Annotated in this window: 15 protein-coding genes; 8 read left to right on the top strand and 7 right to left on the bottom strand. The window is 39.0% G+C overall.

Features of this window, described 5'->3' with window-relative positions:
• The first annotated feature begins 453 nt into the window (after positions 1–453).
• From MKL51_RS01410 to MKL51_RS01425, 4 genes are all read left to right on the top strand, one after another.
• Positions 454–1386: an RluA family pseudouridine synthase gene (locus tag MKL51_RS01410; protein WP_005079237.1), complete on the top strand. Its 933-nt coding sequence runs from the start codon at positions 454–456 to the stop codon at positions 1384–1386.
• Positions 1383–2057: an HAD-IA family hydrolase gene (locus tag MKL51_RS01415; RefSeq protein ID WP_005079234.1), complete on the top strand. Its 675-nt coding sequence runs from the start codon at positions 1383–1385 to the stop codon at positions 2055–2057. The genes MKL51_RS01410 and MKL51_RS01415 overlap by 4 nt, the downstream gene beginning before the upstream one ends.
• 74 nt (positions 2058–2131) lie before the next feature.
• Positions 2132–2827: a helix-turn-helix transcriptional regulator gene (locus MKL51_RS01420; protein ID WP_107908865.1), complete on the top strand. Its 696-nt coding sequence runs from the start codon at positions 2132–2134 to the stop codon at positions 2825–2827.
• A gap of 49 nt (positions 2828–2876) precedes the next feature.
• Positions 2877–3482 (top strand): glutathione S-transferase family protein, encoded by a 606-nt coding sequence (locus MKL51_RS01425; protein WP_005079230.1) that lies wholly within the window; start codon positions 2877–2879, stop codon positions 3480–3482.
• Between the two features lie 58 nt (positions 3483–3540).
• On the opposite strand, the gene MKL51_RS01430 is transcribed toward MKL51_RS01425, so the two are convergent.
• Together MKL51_RS01430 and hcaR are read right to left on the bottom strand one after the other, a co-directional pair.
• Complete coding sequence (locus MKL51_RS01430; RefSeq protein ID WP_005079228.1) at positions 3541–4218, bottom strand: DUF1345 domain-containing protein; 678 nt, start codon at positions 4216–4218, stop codon at positions 3541–3543.
• Positions 4219–4484: 266 nt separating this feature from the next.
• Positions 4485–5390, bottom strand: coding sequence for a DNA-binding transcriptional regulator HcaR (gene hcaR, locus MKL51_RS01435; RefSeq protein ID WP_005079222.1), 906 nt, complete (start codon positions 5388–5390; stop codon positions 4485–4487).
• A gap of 654 nt (positions 5391–6044) precedes the next feature.
• Here hcaR and MKL51_RS01440 point away from each other — a divergent pair.
• Entirely contained in the window at positions 6045–7097 is a 1053-nt protein-coding gene (locus MKL51_RS01440) for an MBL fold metallo-hydrolase (RefSeq protein WP_107908863.1), read from the top strand.
• Between the two features lie 66 nt (positions 7098–7163).
• Here MKL51_RS01440 and katG read toward each other — a convergent pair whose 3' ends face one another.
• From katG to MKL51_RS01455, 3 genes are all read right to left on the bottom strand, one after another.
• Positions 7164–9320 (bottom strand): catalase/peroxidase HPI, encoded by a 2157-nt coding sequence (katG, locus tag MKL51_RS01445; protein WP_032005644.1) that lies wholly within the window; start codon positions 9318–9320, stop codon positions 7164–7166.
• A 526-nt stretch (positions 9321–9846) separates the two neighbouring features.
• Positions 9847–12141, bottom strand: a complete 2295-nt coding sequence (gene ptsP / locus MKL51_RS01450; RefSeq protein ID WP_005066019.1) for a phosphoenolpyruvate--protein phosphotransferase — start codon at positions 12139–12141, stop codon at positions 9847–9849.
• 85 nt (positions 12142–12226) lie between these two features.
• Entirely contained in the window at positions 12227–12712 is a 486-nt protein-coding gene (locus MKL51_RS01455; protein ID WP_000567255.1) for an RNA pyrophosphohydrolase, read from the bottom strand.
• A gap of 182 nt (positions 12713–12894) precedes the next feature.
• Between MKL51_RS01455 and MKL51_RS01460 the strand changes: the two genes are divergently transcribed.
• The 3 genes from MKL51_RS01460 (at position 12895) to MKL51_RS01470 (ending at position 15975) form a co-directional block, all read left to right on the top strand.
• Positions 12895–13545 carry an HAD family hydrolase gene (locus MKL51_RS01460; protein ID WP_002115098.1) on the top strand — a complete coding sequence of 217 codons (651 nt, stop codon included), beginning with the start codon at positions 12895–12897 and terminating at the stop codon, positions 13543–13545.
• A 189-nt stretch (positions 13546–13734) separates the two neighbouring features.
• Complete coding sequence (locus MKL51_RS01465; RefSeq protein ID WP_005079215.1) at positions 13735–15174, top strand: DUF2252 domain-containing protein; 1440 nt, start codon at positions 13735–13737, stop codon at positions 15172–15174.
• 54 nt (positions 15175–15228) lie between these two features.
• Positions 15229–15975 carry a sporulation protein gene (locus MKL51_RS01470; RefSeq protein WP_005079213.1) on the top strand — a complete coding sequence of 249 codons (747 nt, stop codon included), beginning with the start codon at positions 15229–15231 and terminating at the stop codon, positions 15973–15975.
• Between the two features lie 34 nt (positions 15976–16009).
• On the opposite strand, the gene MKL51_RS01475 is transcribed toward MKL51_RS01470, so the two are convergent.
• Positions 16010–16873 (bottom strand): LysR family transcriptional regulator, encoded by an 864-nt coding sequence (locus MKL51_RS01475; RefSeq protein ID WP_005066023.1) that lies wholly within the window; start codon positions 16871–16873, stop codon positions 16010–16012.
• A gap of 115 nt (positions 16874–16988) precedes the next feature.
• The gene (locus MKL51_RS01480) at positions 16989–17243 is read right to left on the bottom strand and encodes a DUF2061 domain-containing protein (protein WP_005804193.1); all 255 of its coding nucleotides are present in this window, start codon (positions 17241–17243) and stop codon (positions 16989–16991) included.
• Positions 17244–17424 lie beyond the last annotated feature (181 nt).

Here is a 17424-nt window from a genome sequence, read left to right on the forward strand (position 1 = left end):
ACTTCTTTTTGGAAGTTTGATACGGAATGCTCATCGTATCGGTGCTTTCGGCAGTTCCAATGCATCAACGCTTTAGCCTGAAGGCAACATTAAGGAGCGATTTGTCTGATGTGTATCAGTTTACGTTCCATAACCAACTAGAGTTGGTAACATATTTTTTTGAACAAACTGAATTAAACGCAACAGTTTGTCATTTTGCCGATATAATAAGCCTTCGGCGTCGGCATAATTCTTTAGGACCAATCCGAGCTGGTGATGAAAGCATCATTTTGATTGAGGTTTCAATCAGGGAAATTCCCTATTAGATGTTCACTTACGGCGGTATCCGTGCGCTGACTATATCAAACCTTGCAGCATCTGCCTATGGGCTAAGCTTAGATTTCTTGTGAAAAAACTAAGCTAATCGGTCATTTATTAATCAAATTTAGCAAAATTTCAGGTTTAAATATTAGTATGAATTCTACACAGCAATGGCAAAGTGTCACTTGGTTTGAGGTGGATGAACATCAAGCAGGACAGCGAATTGATAATTTCCTGTTTTCGCGTTTAAAGGGTGTACCTAAGAGTCGTATTTATCGTTTGATTCGTGAAGGTCAGGTTCGTGTAAACAAAAAACGTATTAAAGCTGAGACCAAATTAGAGATTGGAGATCAGATTCGTGTTGCACCTATTCGCTATGAACAAAAGGATGAAACAGCTGCTCCTGTGAGTGATGGTGTAGCACAGAGCCTACTTAGCCGTGTGGTCTATGAAGATGAAGGACTGTTAGTCATCAATAAACCATCAGGTATTGCTGTACATGGCGGTAGTGGTGTGGCGTATGGTTTGATTGAGGCTTTACGCGCAGCGACAGGTAAAAAATATTTAGAACTAATTCACCGCATTGACCGTGATACCTCTGGTCTGGTCATGATTAGCAAAAAACGTAGTACTTTAAAGCTGCTACAAGATATGTTGCGTGAGCACAAAATTCGTAAGACTTATGCGGCAATTGTAAAAGGTCAGGTGAGTCTCGATAAACAACTCATTGATGCCCCTTTATTTCGTTATGAGTTAGCCAATGGCGAGCGTCGTGTACGTGTGTCTAAAGAAGGTAAACCGAGTAAAACCGAATGGGTTGTTGCAGAGCGTTTTAAAAATGCCACTTTGGTTCATGCATCGCCGTTATCAGGTCGTACCCATCAAATTCGTGTACATGGTTTAAGTATTGGACATCCGTTGTTGGGTGATGATAAATATGGACATACCACTGAGTACACAGGTCCGCAGGCACGACGTTTATGTTTACACGCGATGCGTTTAGATATTCCGGGTTATCCACCGATTGAAGCGCCGTTACCGGAAGACATGACCCAGTTATTAAAGGCTTTGAGAGTAGCAAAATGAGTCTGAAAACCGAATTAGTAATTTTTGACTGGGACGGAACTTTATATAACTCTGTTGGCCAGATTGTTGCGAGCCTACAACATGCAGCAGAGCAACATGAATTGTCTCTAAGCGATGAAGCTGCAAAAAGTATTATTGGGTTAGGCTTGCCTGAGGTGATGCAGACCTTATTTCCAGAAGCGCCAGAATTGCATGACTCGATCTTAAAGGCATATGGCGATCACTATATTGCGAACTCGACTAGTGACGCATGGTTTGAAGGTATTTCTGAACTACTCCATGATTTAAAAGCCCAAGGTTTAAAGCTTGCAGTTGCAACGGGTAAAAACCGCCGTGGGTTAGACCGTGTAATCGCAAAAACACAAAGTACTCATCTTTTTGATGTGACTCGGGCAGCCAACGAAACACGTTCAAAACCAGATCCGCTCATGCTGCAGGAAATATTGACTGTAACTGGTGTGAATGTTGAGCAAGCGGTTATGATTGGTGACAGCAGCTATGATCTTGAGATGGCACAGCGTTTAGGGATGCCGCGTATTGGAGTAGGCTATGGCGTACATTCGGTTGAAGTTCTGCAAAAGTTTCAACCTTTAACGATTGCTAAAGATGTACAAGAGCTTCACAGCTTTTTGAGAGGGTATACTCAGTTACCTACTGTAGATGTCGCTTAAATTGAAATAGTATTAAAGAGGGAATACGTTCCCTCTTTTTTTAAGCTGAATAACAAAACAATAAGAAGAGAAAAATGAGCCGTTCAATTCGTCTATTAAATCTTTTACAACAGCTCCGTGAAGCCCGTTACCCAATCACAGCACAAGTCTTGGCTGAAAGCTTAAACATTAGTGTTCGAAGTGTCTATCGAGATATTGATAGCTTACGTGAGCAAGGTGTAAGAATTGATGCCTCAGCAGGCTTGGGTTTTCAGCTTAAAGAAGACATCTTATTACCAACGGTTACTTTTAATGAGAATGAAGCCGAAGCTCTATTTTTAGCTTTAGAGTGGTTGAAAGACGTTCCAGATCAGGCAATGAAATCGGCAGCCGTTTCAATCTACTCTAAACTTTATGCAGTTCTACCCGAGCACCGGAAATATTTGATCGATGACATGACGCTAGGCGTTACACATTACTGGCATCCGGTTGATGAAGCTTTAGTAGAACAAGTACGTTTAGCGATTCGTAAACAAGTAAAAATAAAAGTCGATTATTGCGATGAACAAAAACGGTTAAGTAAACGTTCACTTTGGCCTTTTGCTTTAGGGTATTTACATGACAAAGTTGTACTTGCTGCTTGGTGTGAATTACGGCAGGCATTTCGCCATTTTCGGATAGATCGTATCCATGACTTGCAAATGAGTGAGGAAATATATCCTGAATTTAAAAAACATCTGTTTCAAAGATGGTGGAAACAAGAAATGCAAAGGACTACTGACAAAAACTGACAAAAGTTATTTGTAAACTAGGAACTACGATAAACAAGGAGCAATAAGAATGAGCCTTAAACTTTATACTAACAAAGAGTCACGTGGTGTAGTTATTGACTGGCTTTTGGTCGAGTTGGGTGTTGAATGTGAACGAATTGAAGTCGCATATAAGACCGAGATGAAATCGCCTGAATATCTAAAACTTAATCCTTTTGGAAAAGTACCGGTATTGGTAGATGGCGATGTCGTGATTTATGAGTTGGGTGCAATCTGTGCTTATTTGGCTGATAAGTTTAGTGATAAAGGTTTGGCACCAGCCTTGAATGATCCGAAACGTGGTTTGTACTATCGTTGGTTATTTGTGATGGCGGGCCCTTGGGAAGCTGCAGGTGTTGATAAAGCTTTAGGCATAGAAGTATCACCTGAGCAAAAAATGTTTGTTGGCTATGGCGATTACAACGATGCTTATCAAGCTTTAGTTCAGGGATTGAGTGAAGCGAATCCGTATGTATGTGGTGAGCAATTTACCGCAGCAGATGTAAGTGTGGGAGCAATGCTTTTATGGCAGTTAAAAATGAATGCGATTGAATCACATCCTGCTATTACCCGTTATGTTGAAACGATCAAACAGCGTGAAGGCTTAAAACAAAGTACTATGGGGCAACTGCTGTAAACCTAATATTCTTAAAAGTCACCCAAAAGGGTGGCTTTTTTATTTTCAAATAAAGATTTTAATTGGTAAGAAAGCCAGCAGCAACGTTAATGCAGATCGCTAAAATGGTGGTATTAAATCCAAAAGACAACACAGCGTGAAATAAGTTTAAAAGACGCATGTGCTTGTTGGTAATCGACACATCCGCAGTTTGAGCAGAAGTACCAATAATATAACTAAAATATAGAAAATCAGGATAAGTTGGCTGTTTTGTACCAGGGAAATCTAACCCTCCATTTTCCTCATTTCTAGATAGAGCCATATAAAAATCATGGGCATAATGTAGAGCAAAAACGGTATGCATAAAAAGCCATGCAGACACAATGGTGAGTAAAGCTAAAGCCACATGACCTAACTTTGCAGAACTGTCGGAAGGGAGTTGTGACAGTTGAATTAAAATAGCAACCAAACACATGATTAATGCTAATAAAACAATCAGCATAATGACCCATTTGCTTTCATCTTGTTTTTTAGCTTGCTGTTGCATTTGTGAATGGTCGGCACTTTTCATGAGTTGCCAAACATGTAGTAAATATATGCTAACGGAAGCATTCCAGCTGACTAATAAAATAGTTGACCACTTCCATGATGTTAACCATGTCAAAATACCGGCTGTGACAATACCTATGAATAAAGCAATAAAGAAATGTGGGCGGTTTTGTACACTACGTCCTAGATGTTGAAATACGCCAACCATTTTCCTAGTCTCCTTTATTATACGGGAAATATATTATTTTTTATTAAATGGTGAAAATAATATATGGTTTTATATAGATTTTATTTCAATTCTTTTCATTTATATTCATGAGATATTTAATTTTACCTATTAGGTAAAATAGGACATTACCGTGGATTAAACTGTTTATAAAAAGTATAAAATAAATAAAAGGAATATTTATTTATACTTTTTTATAAAGATGATCTTATTAATCATGCGCTTAATAATAAAATTATTCGTAATAATTAAGCGTGGTTTAAGTTTTTATCTAAATGAAATACTTTCGTGAGCTGGTCAATGAATTTTTGAACGCCTAAAGACTGTGAGTTTTTACGATAGTTTACGAATAAATCAAGTGTTGGTAAGTCGACATCAAGTGGACGAACTATCGTATTTTTGATGCCTAAAGGCGCAACATAGGCAGGTAAAATTGTACAGCCTAATCCAGAACCAAGAGAGTTAATATTGAATAATATACTGTCTGCTTTTTGAACAATATTCAGTTCGATGTTATGAGTTTTAGCGAAATCTAAAATGGTGTTATGTAAGGTTTGTGATTGTTCGGCTGCCGGAATGATAAAGTCAATACCTTGTAAGGCATGGACTGGGATTCGATCATATTGAGCAAGTGGATGATTTTTAGGAAGTAAGAAAATCAGGGGTTCAGTTAAAACAAATTGGCTTTGTATTTCATCACTATCTGTATTTTCACGGGTAAACGTAATGTCCAGCTCTCCTTTTTTTAAGGCTTTAAGCTGTTCAGTATTGTTTAAATTAGATAGTTCAATAGTAAGGTCTGGGTATTGTAGTCGCAGATTAGGAAGCACATAAGGGAAAATTTTCATTTCTGCGATGGGAACGAAACCGATACGTAACAATTGCTGTTTAGCCTTAGAAACTTGTCGTGCCATAGCGACCGCTTTTTCAGCCTGAGCGAGGGTGAGTCGAGCATGTTCTAAAAATACTTCGCCTTCTTCTGTTAACTCAACTTTGCGTTTTGTGCGGTTTAAAAGTCGTACACCAACGTCTTCTTCTAAATCTTTAATTTGTTGGCTAAGAGAGGGCTGTGCGGTAAAAAGTTTAAGAGCGGCTTTACTAAAATTTAATTCTTCAGCAACGGTAATGAAATATCGGAGATGGCGTAGTTCCATAAGACTAATCCAAAAAATGTCTTACTATGATTTAAGTGAAGTATAAAGCATAAATAGATATAGCGTGAAGGTGATTTAGGTATTTATAAAATAAATGGAATTTTAATTTTCATTAAAGATTTAATATAGGAATATAAGCTCTAATAATTCATAAAATATATTAATAATTAAATAATAAATACATTATTTTTAATTAATCAAAGAATTTTCTAAAGGATTTAAATATTCATTTAAGAAATTCTCATATTATGCAAAAACTAGAATAATAAAATAAATTTATAACCTAGAGGTCGCTAAGATCTACCCAAATGTAATTGTTACCAAATATATTGTTTTTATTGCACAGAAGAATCTTAAGTTAAAAATTACGGGTGACAAAGATGAAATAGACAGGTTCTATGGCGGCTTTTCGTCATCTTCTAATTGTTATGTTATACAAGAAGTCTTAGTAAGAATGGTAATTACTGACGCATAAACTCAACACATCTAAGTGTTTTTTATGGCACTCTAATTTAACTTAGGTTGGCTATGACCACGATAAAATGGATATTTATATGATAAATAAGTGTAAGTGCCATAGCTTAATTTGTTTTAATCGTTAAGATAGAAACCTGATCACATCCATTCTGCTGATGCTAAAACATAGAAAAGCCCATGAAAGACAAGCCGACATTAACATATCAATTGCCGACTCAGTCCTGTTGGACGCATACATGGATAAAACCTCCTTTTTGTCATCCCGAGTCTGGGCATGAAACGGATACACGTTTTTATAATCAACAACCTAAATCACCTGCTCGTGGCTCAAAAGAGTTATTGCGTTGGTTGGTTACGCGTGAGTCTTTTACATGGAAAGTGGATATTCAAAATGAATATGAAACCCGTGTAAATACGGCTGTAGCTTTGCCGCAAAATCGACCTCATGCAGATCTGGATGATTGGCAAGTTTGGTTTGTTGGGCATGCAACGGTATTGGTTCAGATTGGTCCTTATAACTTTATTACCGACCCAGTGTGGTGTGATTATGCAAGTCCTTCACAAGGGCGTGGCCCACGCCGTGTATGCCCAGCAGGTTTTGCACTAGAACAATTACCGACGATTCATGGAGTTTTGCTCAGCCATAATCATTATGACCATATGGACTTGGCGACACTTGAATGGCTACATAAAAAATTCGCAATGCCAATTTACACTGGACTCGGGAATGGTTTTTATCTACCTAAAGAGTTTCATGTCATTGAGATGGATTGGTGGCAAGAAATTCCTTATCACGAATTAAGAATAATCTATACACCTGCACAGCATGGTTCAGGCCGTGGTTTACGCGACCAGAATAAGGCACTTTGGGGCGGCTTTTCGGTTGTGGCTAAAACAGGTCATTGTTTCTTTGCGGGTGATACCGGTTATGCGGGTCATTTTAAGCAAATACATGCCCGTTATGGCGCACCGCGAGTAGCTTTACTTCCAATAGGTGCGTATGAGCCACGTGAATTGATGAGCTATGTTCATATGAACCCGCAAGATGCGCTACATGCGCACTTCGATTTACAGGCTCATCGTTCTATTGCGATTCATTATCGAACTTTCCAGTTGACTGATGAAGACCGAGAAGACCCAGAGCATGCTCAAGCACAGGCAATTAAAGCTTCTTCAAAGCTTGCAAATCCTTTTTATTGCATTCGGGAAGGACACAAACTGACTGTTTAAAAAACGATGCTTGATATTAAAAAAGCCAGTTCAAATTGAACTGGCTTTTTACCATTTTGGCTTAAATTAAGCTAAGTCAAAACGATCAAGATTCATGACTTTAGTCCATGCAGCAACAAAGTCTTGAACAAATTTTTCTTTACCATCTGCCTGAGCATAAACTTCGGCTAATGCACGTAAGATTGAGTTTGAACCGAAGACTAAATCATTACGTGTTGCGGTAAATTTTACTGCGCCTGTTTTACGATCTTTGCCTTCAAAGACTTCGCTTGTTGAGTCAACAGGTGCCCATGCAGTAGACATGTCGAGTAAGTTCGTAAAGAAGTCTGTGCTGAGTACACCAACTTGCTGAGTGAATACACCGTGTTGTGAGCCATCCCAGTTGGTGCCCAGTACACGTAAGCCACCAATCAATGCAGTTAACTCTGGTGCAGTCAAAGTCAGTTGTTGTGCTTTATCAATTAATAATGCCTCAGTTGTTGCGCTGACTCCTTCTTTTTTCCAGTTTCTAAAACCATCAGCAAGGCCGAGCAATAATTGGAAAGATTCGACATCAGTTTGACTTTGTAATGCATCAACACGACCAGGGGCAAATGGAACGCTAATATTGAAACCTGCCGCTTGAGCAGCTTGCTCTACACCAACGTTACCTGCAAGCACGATTAAATCAGCTAATGATAATTGAGTAGAAGCTTTGAGTTCTTCAATTTTAGTTAAAGTCTCAACTGCTTTTTTATTTACGTCCCATTCACGTTGTGGTGATAAAGCAATACGTGCTCCGTTTGCACCGCCACGCTTGTCTCCACCACGGAAAGTTGATGCCGAAGCCCAACCAAGGGAAACTAGCTCACCAGCAGATAGTCCTAATGCAACAATTTTTGCTTTTGCATCATCAATACTGGCAGTAGACGGTATAGCACTAGCAGCAGGTAATGGGTCTTGCCAAATTAAATCTTCAGCCGGAACCTCAGGACCTAAATAACGTGCTTTTGGACCCATATCACGGTGAGTTAACTTGAACCAAGCGCGAGCAAAAGCATTGGCAAAGGCTTGTGGATCGTTAAGGAAACGACGAGAGATCTTTTCAAACTCAGGATCAAAACGTAAGGTCAAATCTGTAGTAAGCATTGTTGGCTTACGTTTAACTGATGGGTCGAATGGATCTGGAATGATTGCCTCAGCATCTGCTGCTACCCATTGAATTGCACCAGCAGGTGAGCGCTCTTGTACCCACTCGTATTTGAATAGGTTTTCAAAGAAGTAGTTGCTCCATTGTGTTGGTGTTTGTGACCAAATCACTTCTAAACCTGAAGTGATCGCATCTTTACCAACACCAGTGCCAAAACTGTTTGACCAGCCAAAGCCCATTTGTTCAATTGATGCTCCCTCAGGATCAGCCTGAACATGGTCAGCAGAGGCAGCACCATGGGTCTTACCTAAAGTATGACCGCCCGCGATTAAGGCAACAATTTCTTCATCATCCATTGCCATATTGCCGAAAGTCGCGCGAATAAATGGTGCAGCTGATTTAGGGTCACCGCTGGCTTGTGGGCCTTCAGGGTTTACATAAATTAGACCCATTTCGGTTGCAGCTAGATTGCTGCCTTCCAATGCTTCAGAGTTGCGATGAGCTAACCATTCTTTTTCATCGCCCCAGTTTACGTCGTTGTCTGGTTCCCAAACATCTTCACGACCTGCACCAAAACCGAAGGTGCGGAAACCCGAAGATTCAAGTGCGATGTTTCCAGCAAGAATAAATAAATCTGCCCATGATATTTTTTGACCGTATTTTTGTTTAACTGGCCATAGCAAGCGGCGTGCTTTATCTAAGCTTGCATTGTCAGGCCAACTATTTAATGGCGCAAAACGTTGCTGACCACGACCAGCACCACCACGGCCATCGCCCATACGATATGTACCGGCAGCATGCCACGCTAAACGAATAAATAAGCCTGTATAATTTCCCCAGTCGGCTGGCCACCAATCTTGAGAATCGTTTAATACATTTTTGATATCAGCTTTGAGGGTGTAGTAGTCGAGTTTTTTAAATTCTTGACGGTAATTAAATTCTTTACCGAGTGGGTTAGAGCGTTCTGAATGTTGATTGAGTAGGTCGACGCGTAGTTGTTTTGGCCACCAGTGTAAACTAGGCGTGCCACCACCGACCGTTACTTCTGGTTTTGATTTAGGGCCTGAAAAAGGGCATTTTGATTCATCTGACATGGTTATATTCTCTCTGGGTAATAATTATTGAGCTCTTCGTAAAAATGTTAGGGCTCATTTTCCTGGACTTCTGGTTTAAAAACTCATGTTTACTAAATAAAGAAATGGGAGAACAAATGGTGAGAGAAACCGTTTAAAAGTCTTTTCACTGAGATGTCGGCCATTATATTTTATTTAATAATGCATCAGATTCCTTTACTTGTTATTCCTCCAATTTACTGCATGAAGGTTAAAAAACAAGAGGAAAAATAAGATGAAACTTGTAAATAACGATGCATAGAATTACCTCTTCAATTGTTGGAACAACGTAAGATCTTTTAATAACGCTCTGTAAATATACTAGGAGTAGGAGTCTTATTTTTCAAATGGATTAAACTGTCAATATTGATTTAAAAAACCGATTGTACGTTTATTTAAAAGATTAAGATGGGGGAGCAATGGTGAGATGAAATTTTTATATTTAATTGTAGTAGAAGCGAGCTCAAAGGAATAAAGGAGAGCATTGCTCTCCTTTATTGTTTATATATTAAACATTTACGATTCGATTCGATTTAACCATATCAGCTAAACCGTGAGTTTTAAAATAGTACTCAAGCCAACTTTTCACGATGAGTGGATTATTCATTTTCATGACATCATCCAGCAATTTTTGTGCATCTGTCATTGGTACATGACAAATTGCTTTTCGTACACGCAAAATATTACTCGAGCTCATTGAAAGGGTATTAAAGCCCATTGCCATGAGCAGGATTGCTGATAATGGATCACCTGCCATTTCACCACAAATACTGATAGGTTTTTTATATTCATGGCATTCTTTAACTAAGCGAGTTAGCGCACGTAGAATGGATGGATGGAAGTGTGAGTAAACGTTAGCCACATGTGGATTATTACGGTCAACTGCAAGTAAATACTGTGTTAAGTCATTTGAACCGACCGAGAAGAAATCGACGAGTTCAGCAAACTCATCAATTTGTAGCAGTACGCTCGGCACCTCAACCATAATTCCAATTTTTGGTTTGGTAATTTTAACTTGCTCTTCTTCTTGCACAGCAATCCAGTCACGCTCAAGTAAATAAAGTACTTCTTCGACTTCACTGACTGTAGTGACCATTGGCAATAAAATATGCAAATTATTTAAACCAATACTGGCTTTGAGCATGGCGCGAATTTGCGAAGAAAAAATCTCGGGATGATCAAGCGTGAAACGAATACCACGCCAACCTAATGCCGAGTTTTCTTCTTCAATACTGAAATAAGGCAAGTCTTTATCGGCACCAATATCCAGTGTTCGCATCACCACAGGTTTGTTGGCAAAGTGACTCAACTGTTGACGGTAGATTGCGCGTTGTTCTTCTTCACCTGGGAAACGTTCCCGTAACATGAATGGAATTTCACTTCGGTATAGACCGACACCTTGAGCACCACGTTGTACTCCGCGTACTACGTCAATCATGAGGCCTGTATTTACATAGAGCTGAACAGACACACCATCTGGAGTAATCGCTTCTTTGGTCTCGTATTGTTTGAGATCTTTTGCGATTTGCTCATCTTCTTTTTGGATTTCTTTATAGCGTTGGCGTAAACGACGTGGAGGGTTTACAAAAACACGGCCCTGATAGGCATCCACAATCATTTCTGCATCATCAAGTGTGTTCACTGGTAGTTCAGTTACACCAACTACAGTTGGAATACCTAATGCACGAGCAACAATCACCATATGTGAGTTGGCTGCACCTTCGGATGTCACAATCGCTGCAATATTGTCTACTGGCAACTCTACAAGTGCCGCAGTACTAATCTCTTCACCAATTAAAATACTGTCTGGACTCAGGTCACGATGGCTAGAGTCTTCTTCTTGCAAAGAGGCTAAAATACGTCGCCCTAAATCTTTAAGGTCGGAAACTCGTTCACGAAGATAGTCATCTTCCATCTGTGCAAATAGGGCAGTGTGTTTTTCAATGACACGACGTACTGCACCTTGTGCCCAATGTCCATCACGGATAAGTTCTTTAATTTCTGCTGGTAATGCATTTTCATCTAGCATTCTTAAGAAAACACTAAATAAAGCGCGTTCCTCAGCCATTAAAGAATCATGCATTTTTTCATCCAGAGAACGAATCTCTGAACGTACTGATGAAATGGCTTGATCTAAAATTCGAAGTTCATCGCTAATATCTTCTGCTTCACGATCAGGCACAGAACCCAAATCGGCAGGTGGATATAAAATAATAGCGCGACCTAAAGCAACACCGCCTGCACCTGAAGCGCCTTGAAAGGTTTTGTAGGCAGGTCCATTACTCGGCTTACGAAATACGTCAATATTACCCACTGCATGAGCATGAGCAATAACGCCAGAAAGCTGAGCACACAGTGTAACTAAAAAGGACTCGGCAGCTTCACTAAAATCTTGAGGAAGTTTATTTTGGACAACCAAAACGCCCATAACCTTACGACGATACATGACTGGTACGCCGAGGAAAGAGTTATAAATTTCTTCGCCTGTTTCAGGTAAATACAAGAACCGCTCATGTTTTGGCGCATTGTCAAGGTTAACGATTTCTTCGCGTTGCCCGACCAGACCGACCAAGCCTTCACCGAGTTGTAAAGAAACATGGCCTACAGATTCTGGATTTAAGCCTTTAGAGGCCATTAATACATAACGCTGATTGCGTTCATCGAGTAAATAAATAGAGCAAACATCCACTTTCATGGCCTCAGCAACCTGATTAACCATGATGTCTAATGATTCATGCAAACTGACGGACGCATTAACCTCTTGGACAATGCGCCGTAGAGTGTCGAGTTGCATGTTTGACATGGATGTATACTCCAGTATTTTTTTAGACTATGAATGTATTTATAACAGCACTTTTAATAAAAATCATTTGCTAGATAAATGATTTTTAGGGTAATTGTTGCATCGGCAACTGTGTACACAACTCCACCATGGCTTTACGATAAACATCACGCTTGAAGTTCACCACTTGTCCAAGAGGATACCAATAGCTAACCCACTGCCATTCATCGAATTCGGGCGGGTCGGAGAGGTTTAACTGAATATTTTTTGCAGGTGCAGTTAACTTCAGTAAAAACCATTTTTGTTTCTGTCCGATACATACGGGGTCAGAGTCTGACCGAATGTACCGATGTGGCAAACGATAACGCAGCCATCCTTTGGTTTGCGCAATAATCTGGACATGTTCGGGCAATAAGCCGATTTCTTCTCTCAGTTCTCGAAAAAGTGCCTGTTCAGGGGTTTCTCCAAACTGGATGCCTCCTTGTGGAAATTGCCAAGCATTGTGACCAATGCGCTTTGCCCATAAAACCTGTCCATCATCGTTTGCCAAAATGATCCCGACATTCGGTCGGAAACCTTCTGAATCGATCATTTGGCTACCTAAATATTGTCTATATCGTTGACTTTAATCGCGGGGACAAACACTTTTTTATGTCCAGCTCGAAAAGATCAAAGTAAAATGTTTAAATTGCTACGATCTTAACGAATTTCTATCGACTAGCGGAGATAGATTTACATTTTTTTTCTTAAATTTCAGTTTAAACGAGAATTTTCATGAAACTGGCGTTGTTTGATTTAGACCATACCTTGTTAAATACCGATTCAGACCATTCTTGGGGTGAATTTTTAGTCAATGAAGGTTTGGTTGATCCGGTTCATCATCGTCAGATGAATGATAAATTTTATGAAGATTACAAAGCAGGGCAACTTGACCCATATGCTTATAATGAATTTGTTTTCGGATTTTTAACGCAGCATGACAATGACTACTTAACTGAGCTCCACCAATTGTTCATGCAAAAAGTCATTCGTCCGCAAATGCGTCCAAAAGGTTTTGATGCAATCAAAAAACATCAAGATTTAGGCCATACTATTGTGGGTATTACGGCAACGAGTGATTTTATTACTGCGCCGATTTTCCGTGAATTTGGGATTACCGAAATTTTAGCAACCAATGCTGAAGTGGCTGACGGAAAATATACGGGTAAAGTTGCTGGTTTAGCGTGTTATCAAAAAGGCAAACTTGCACGTCTAGATGCATGGTTGGAAGGCCGTAACGTGTCTGAGTCTTGGGCGTATTCCGATTCAATTAATGACCGTTTTTTACTTGAATATGCAACTCATGCGATTGCAGTAAACCCTGATGATCGCCTTGAAAAGCTGGCCCAAGAACACAATTGGGACATTCAGGACTGGTCGATTTAAAATTGTGGAGTTGGAAGAACAGTTTAAAAAGTTTTGAGGTCTTCCAACTCTTAATTATATTTAAAATCATTTTTTAATATCTCTTATAAATCTTAGCTAAAAACAGATATTGCTATGATTAATAAAATAAATTCTATCTTGGCAAAGATTTCAGAATATAAAAAAATTTAATTTAAAAATGAGGAAATAATGTCAAAAACAGCACAAATTAAATTACCAAAACAACTTTGGAATGATGAAAGTATTGATTTAACACGTCATAGCTATCAGGGGAAATTACTTAATAAAAGCGAAGGTTTCAAATTAGGTAAGGCTCAACGTAAAAAAGTTCCACGTGAACAGCTATCAAAGCTTTCTGAACGACCAAAAGGTACAACTGCTTTAACGGTCTATGATTGGAGTAACCAAGGACGTTTAGAAAAGCTCAAGCCGATTCGTGCAAAACGGATGAGTGTTTCTCCATTTACATTTTATCGTGGCATGCCTTCTTTGATGCTATTTGACCAAGCGTGGGAGCAGACAAATTCAGGCTTATTTCAACAGATTTGTGGTGATTGTCATTTAAGTAATTTTGGTGGTTTTGCAAGTCCAGAACGTAATTTGTTATTTGGAATTAATGATTTTGACGAAACTTTAGTTGCCTCGTTTGAATGGGATGTAAAGCGCTTAGCAACCAGTTTTGTGATCGCGGCGCGTGATATTCATCTTGCAGAGAAAGTCGGATTAAAAGCAATTAAAATAATGCTGAATAGTTATCGTCAGCACTTATTAGAAATTACAGAACTTTCACCACTCCAAGTTTGGTATGAAAAAGTTGATGCCAGTACATTATTAGAAAATACTGAGTGTCGAAAACTAAGAAAGAAACGCGAGAAGCATCTCGATTCAGCACAGAAAAGAACTGCGTACTCTGTTTTGCCAAAGCTTACCCAGCAAGATCAAGATACAGGGTTTCGTCATTTTGTGGATGATGCGCCGTTATTATGGCATCCAAGTATGGATGAGCCATTTGGTAAAGATGTTGATGTATTTTTTCAAAAATACCGTGATTCTTTGAAATATGATCGCCAAGTGCTTTTTGATCGTTATCAACGTACAGATGTAGCTTTGAAAGTAGTGGGTGTTGGAAGTGTTGGTACACGATCAGCGATTGCATTATTTCAAGATGCAGATCGGGAACCGTTAATTTTACAAATGAAAGAAGCGAATCCATCAATTCTCAGCCCGCTATTTGTAGACAAGGTAAATCACGAAGGTGAGCGTGTAGTGCATGGTCAGCAGCTCATGCAGGCCGCAAGTGATATATTTCTTGGATTCTCTTCCATATCAAATCAACATTTTCATGTACGTCAGTTACGTGATATGAAAATTTCGGTTGATCTTAGTGACATGGATGATGAGTATTTCTATGAGTATGCCGAAAGTTGTGGTTTAGCCTTAGCTCATGCCCACGCTAAATCTGGAAATGCAGATGTACTTATGGGATATCTTGGCGAAGGTAATACGATAGTAGAAGTATTACAAACGTATGCAGAAGAATATGCAGAACGTAATCTAAATGACTATGACCAATTTATGAATGAAGTTGCAGATGGTAAGATTCAGCTCGCTGGAGATGATGCACTTTAATAATAAATATGCTGCTACAGATGACAGGAAATAATTCGAAAGGTTAGAGAAAAAATGTTTAGTAAAATTATGTCTGGTTTGGGTCTTCAAGGTGTGACGGTAGAAACTGTTTTACAGAACCCAAGCTTGCAAGCAGGCAGCACATTGCATGGAGAAATTAGCTTTAAAGGTGGAGCATCTGATAAAGAGATTAATGGTCTTTATTTGCAATTAGTGACGATGGCAGAAGTCGAATCCGGTGATCATGAGTTTAACCAACCTTTAGTTTTACAAGAGTGGTTAGTGAACTCTCGATTCCTTTTGCCAGCACATCAAGCGCATTCTTTCCCTTTTAGTATTCAACTACCATTTGAGACACCGATTACTGAGGTTGCTTGTCGAAGAAATGGTGCACGTGTTTGGATTCAAACCCATATGGATGTTGATTGGGGATTAGATGCAACTGATCGTGATTATCTAAAGGTTCTGCCAACTCCAGCCATGCAAATGTTTCTACAGGCTATGCAGCGATGTGGCTTTGTTTTATCGACAGTAGATGTAGAAAAAGGGCAGCTGACTGCGCGAAATTTTAGATCAACGATTGGTTGTTACCAAGAGCTTGAATTTGTCTCTTCACATATGTTTAGCGGATTTAATGAGGTTGAAGTTTCTTTCGTTGCTGAACCTAATCAAACTCACGTTATGCTTGAAGTAGACCGCCATTTTCGATCAGATCAGCTATTAACGATGACGATTCCCCATCATATGCTTGATGAAAACCAAATGGTGCAACAAATTAGAAGCCTCTTAAAGCTTGGATAAATTAAATTCGAGTAGATGCTTAGATGAGAGTCTTTTATGCATCCTGCATCATTTTAATCAACTCCTGCATGGCTCTAGATTGAGTGCGTGCAGGATGCCAAACCATACCTAATTGACGATTCATCTCAACATTCAAATCAAGCTGCTGCATATCCTGATTCAACAGAGTTTTTGGTAAAACTGACCAACCCAAACCAATTGACACCAACATGCGAATAGACTCAAGAGGGTTATTGCTCATGGTAATTTTGGGTTTAAGTCCTTGTTTTTCAAACTCAGCTAAAGTGATTTGAGCAGTATAAGTTTGTGCAGCGGGTAATAAGCTTGGATATTCAATTAAATCTTGTAAGGTGAGATTCTTTTTTTGTGCCAACGGATGAAAAGGGGCCGCAACAAAAACTAAAGGATCATTCCAAATTGTAATATAGTTAAGACGCTCATCTCCTGAAGGAGGAAGCGTTAAAAATGCGAGTTCTAGATCACCAGCCAGTACTTGTTCATGAGCTTGCTCTGAATCAACAAAATGCACATCTAAAGTAACCTGAGGAAATTGCTGAACAAAATGCTTAAGTGGTGCAGGTAAATGATGCAAACCAATATGATGACTCGTACCGACTTTTAAGCGGCCTTGTACCTGAGTTTGTTCATGGCTCAGCGTATGGTGAATATCACCCAGCTCATTTAACCAGTTTTTAACTTTAGGAAGTAATGAATGTGCAGCATGAGTTGCCTGAACACCTCGGCCTGCAGATTCAAATAGTTTTACGCCAAAATATTCTTCTAAACTGTGAATTCGTTTGGTAACGGCAGGTTGAGTAATAAATAACTGATCTGCTGCCACAGAGATAGACCCTGTTTCCATAACTTTTACAAAAGCTTCAAAGGCTGCAAGATTCATAATACAACTCAACTTGGAATAGAAAAATCGAGGGGCTAAAGTTGCCGAGCCAAAATCGTATCATGCTTGCAGCAAAACGAGTGAGAAAGTTATGAATTACCGCACTAATCTTAGCCTAAGCTGTTGTTTCTTTTTCAGCTAAGGCTGATATGCGGCGATCTTTAGCAGCCCAAACTTTTTCATGGAAGAAAAAAGCAAAAGCTTGTACGGTTGGTTCAAGCATACTTAATGTTAAAGCCATCCAGATATTACCTGTTACAAAGTATGCGACTAGCATTGCGACAGTAATATGCATAATGTAATAGCTTAAGGTTTTCTTTAAGGTACGTTGATTATTTATAACGAATTTTTGGATATTAGCCATGATCATTCTCTTTAGCCACTTTAGATATTTTTAGTATAGGCATTAGAGTATAAGATTAAAAATTGATTATGCAAATGATAATCATTAACAAAAACGATTTATTAAATTTGATGCACCTTATGGAAGTTATAATTTATTCCAAAAAGTTTTCTAATTTATAAAAATGATAAATTAGATTTATGTGAAA

Origin of the sequence: Acinetobacter sp. AOR18_HL (assembly GCF_027855145.1) — a bacterium.
GTDB lineage: Bacteria > Pseudomonadota > Gammaproteobacteria > Pseudomonadales > Moraxellaceae > Acinetobacter > Acinetobacter pittii.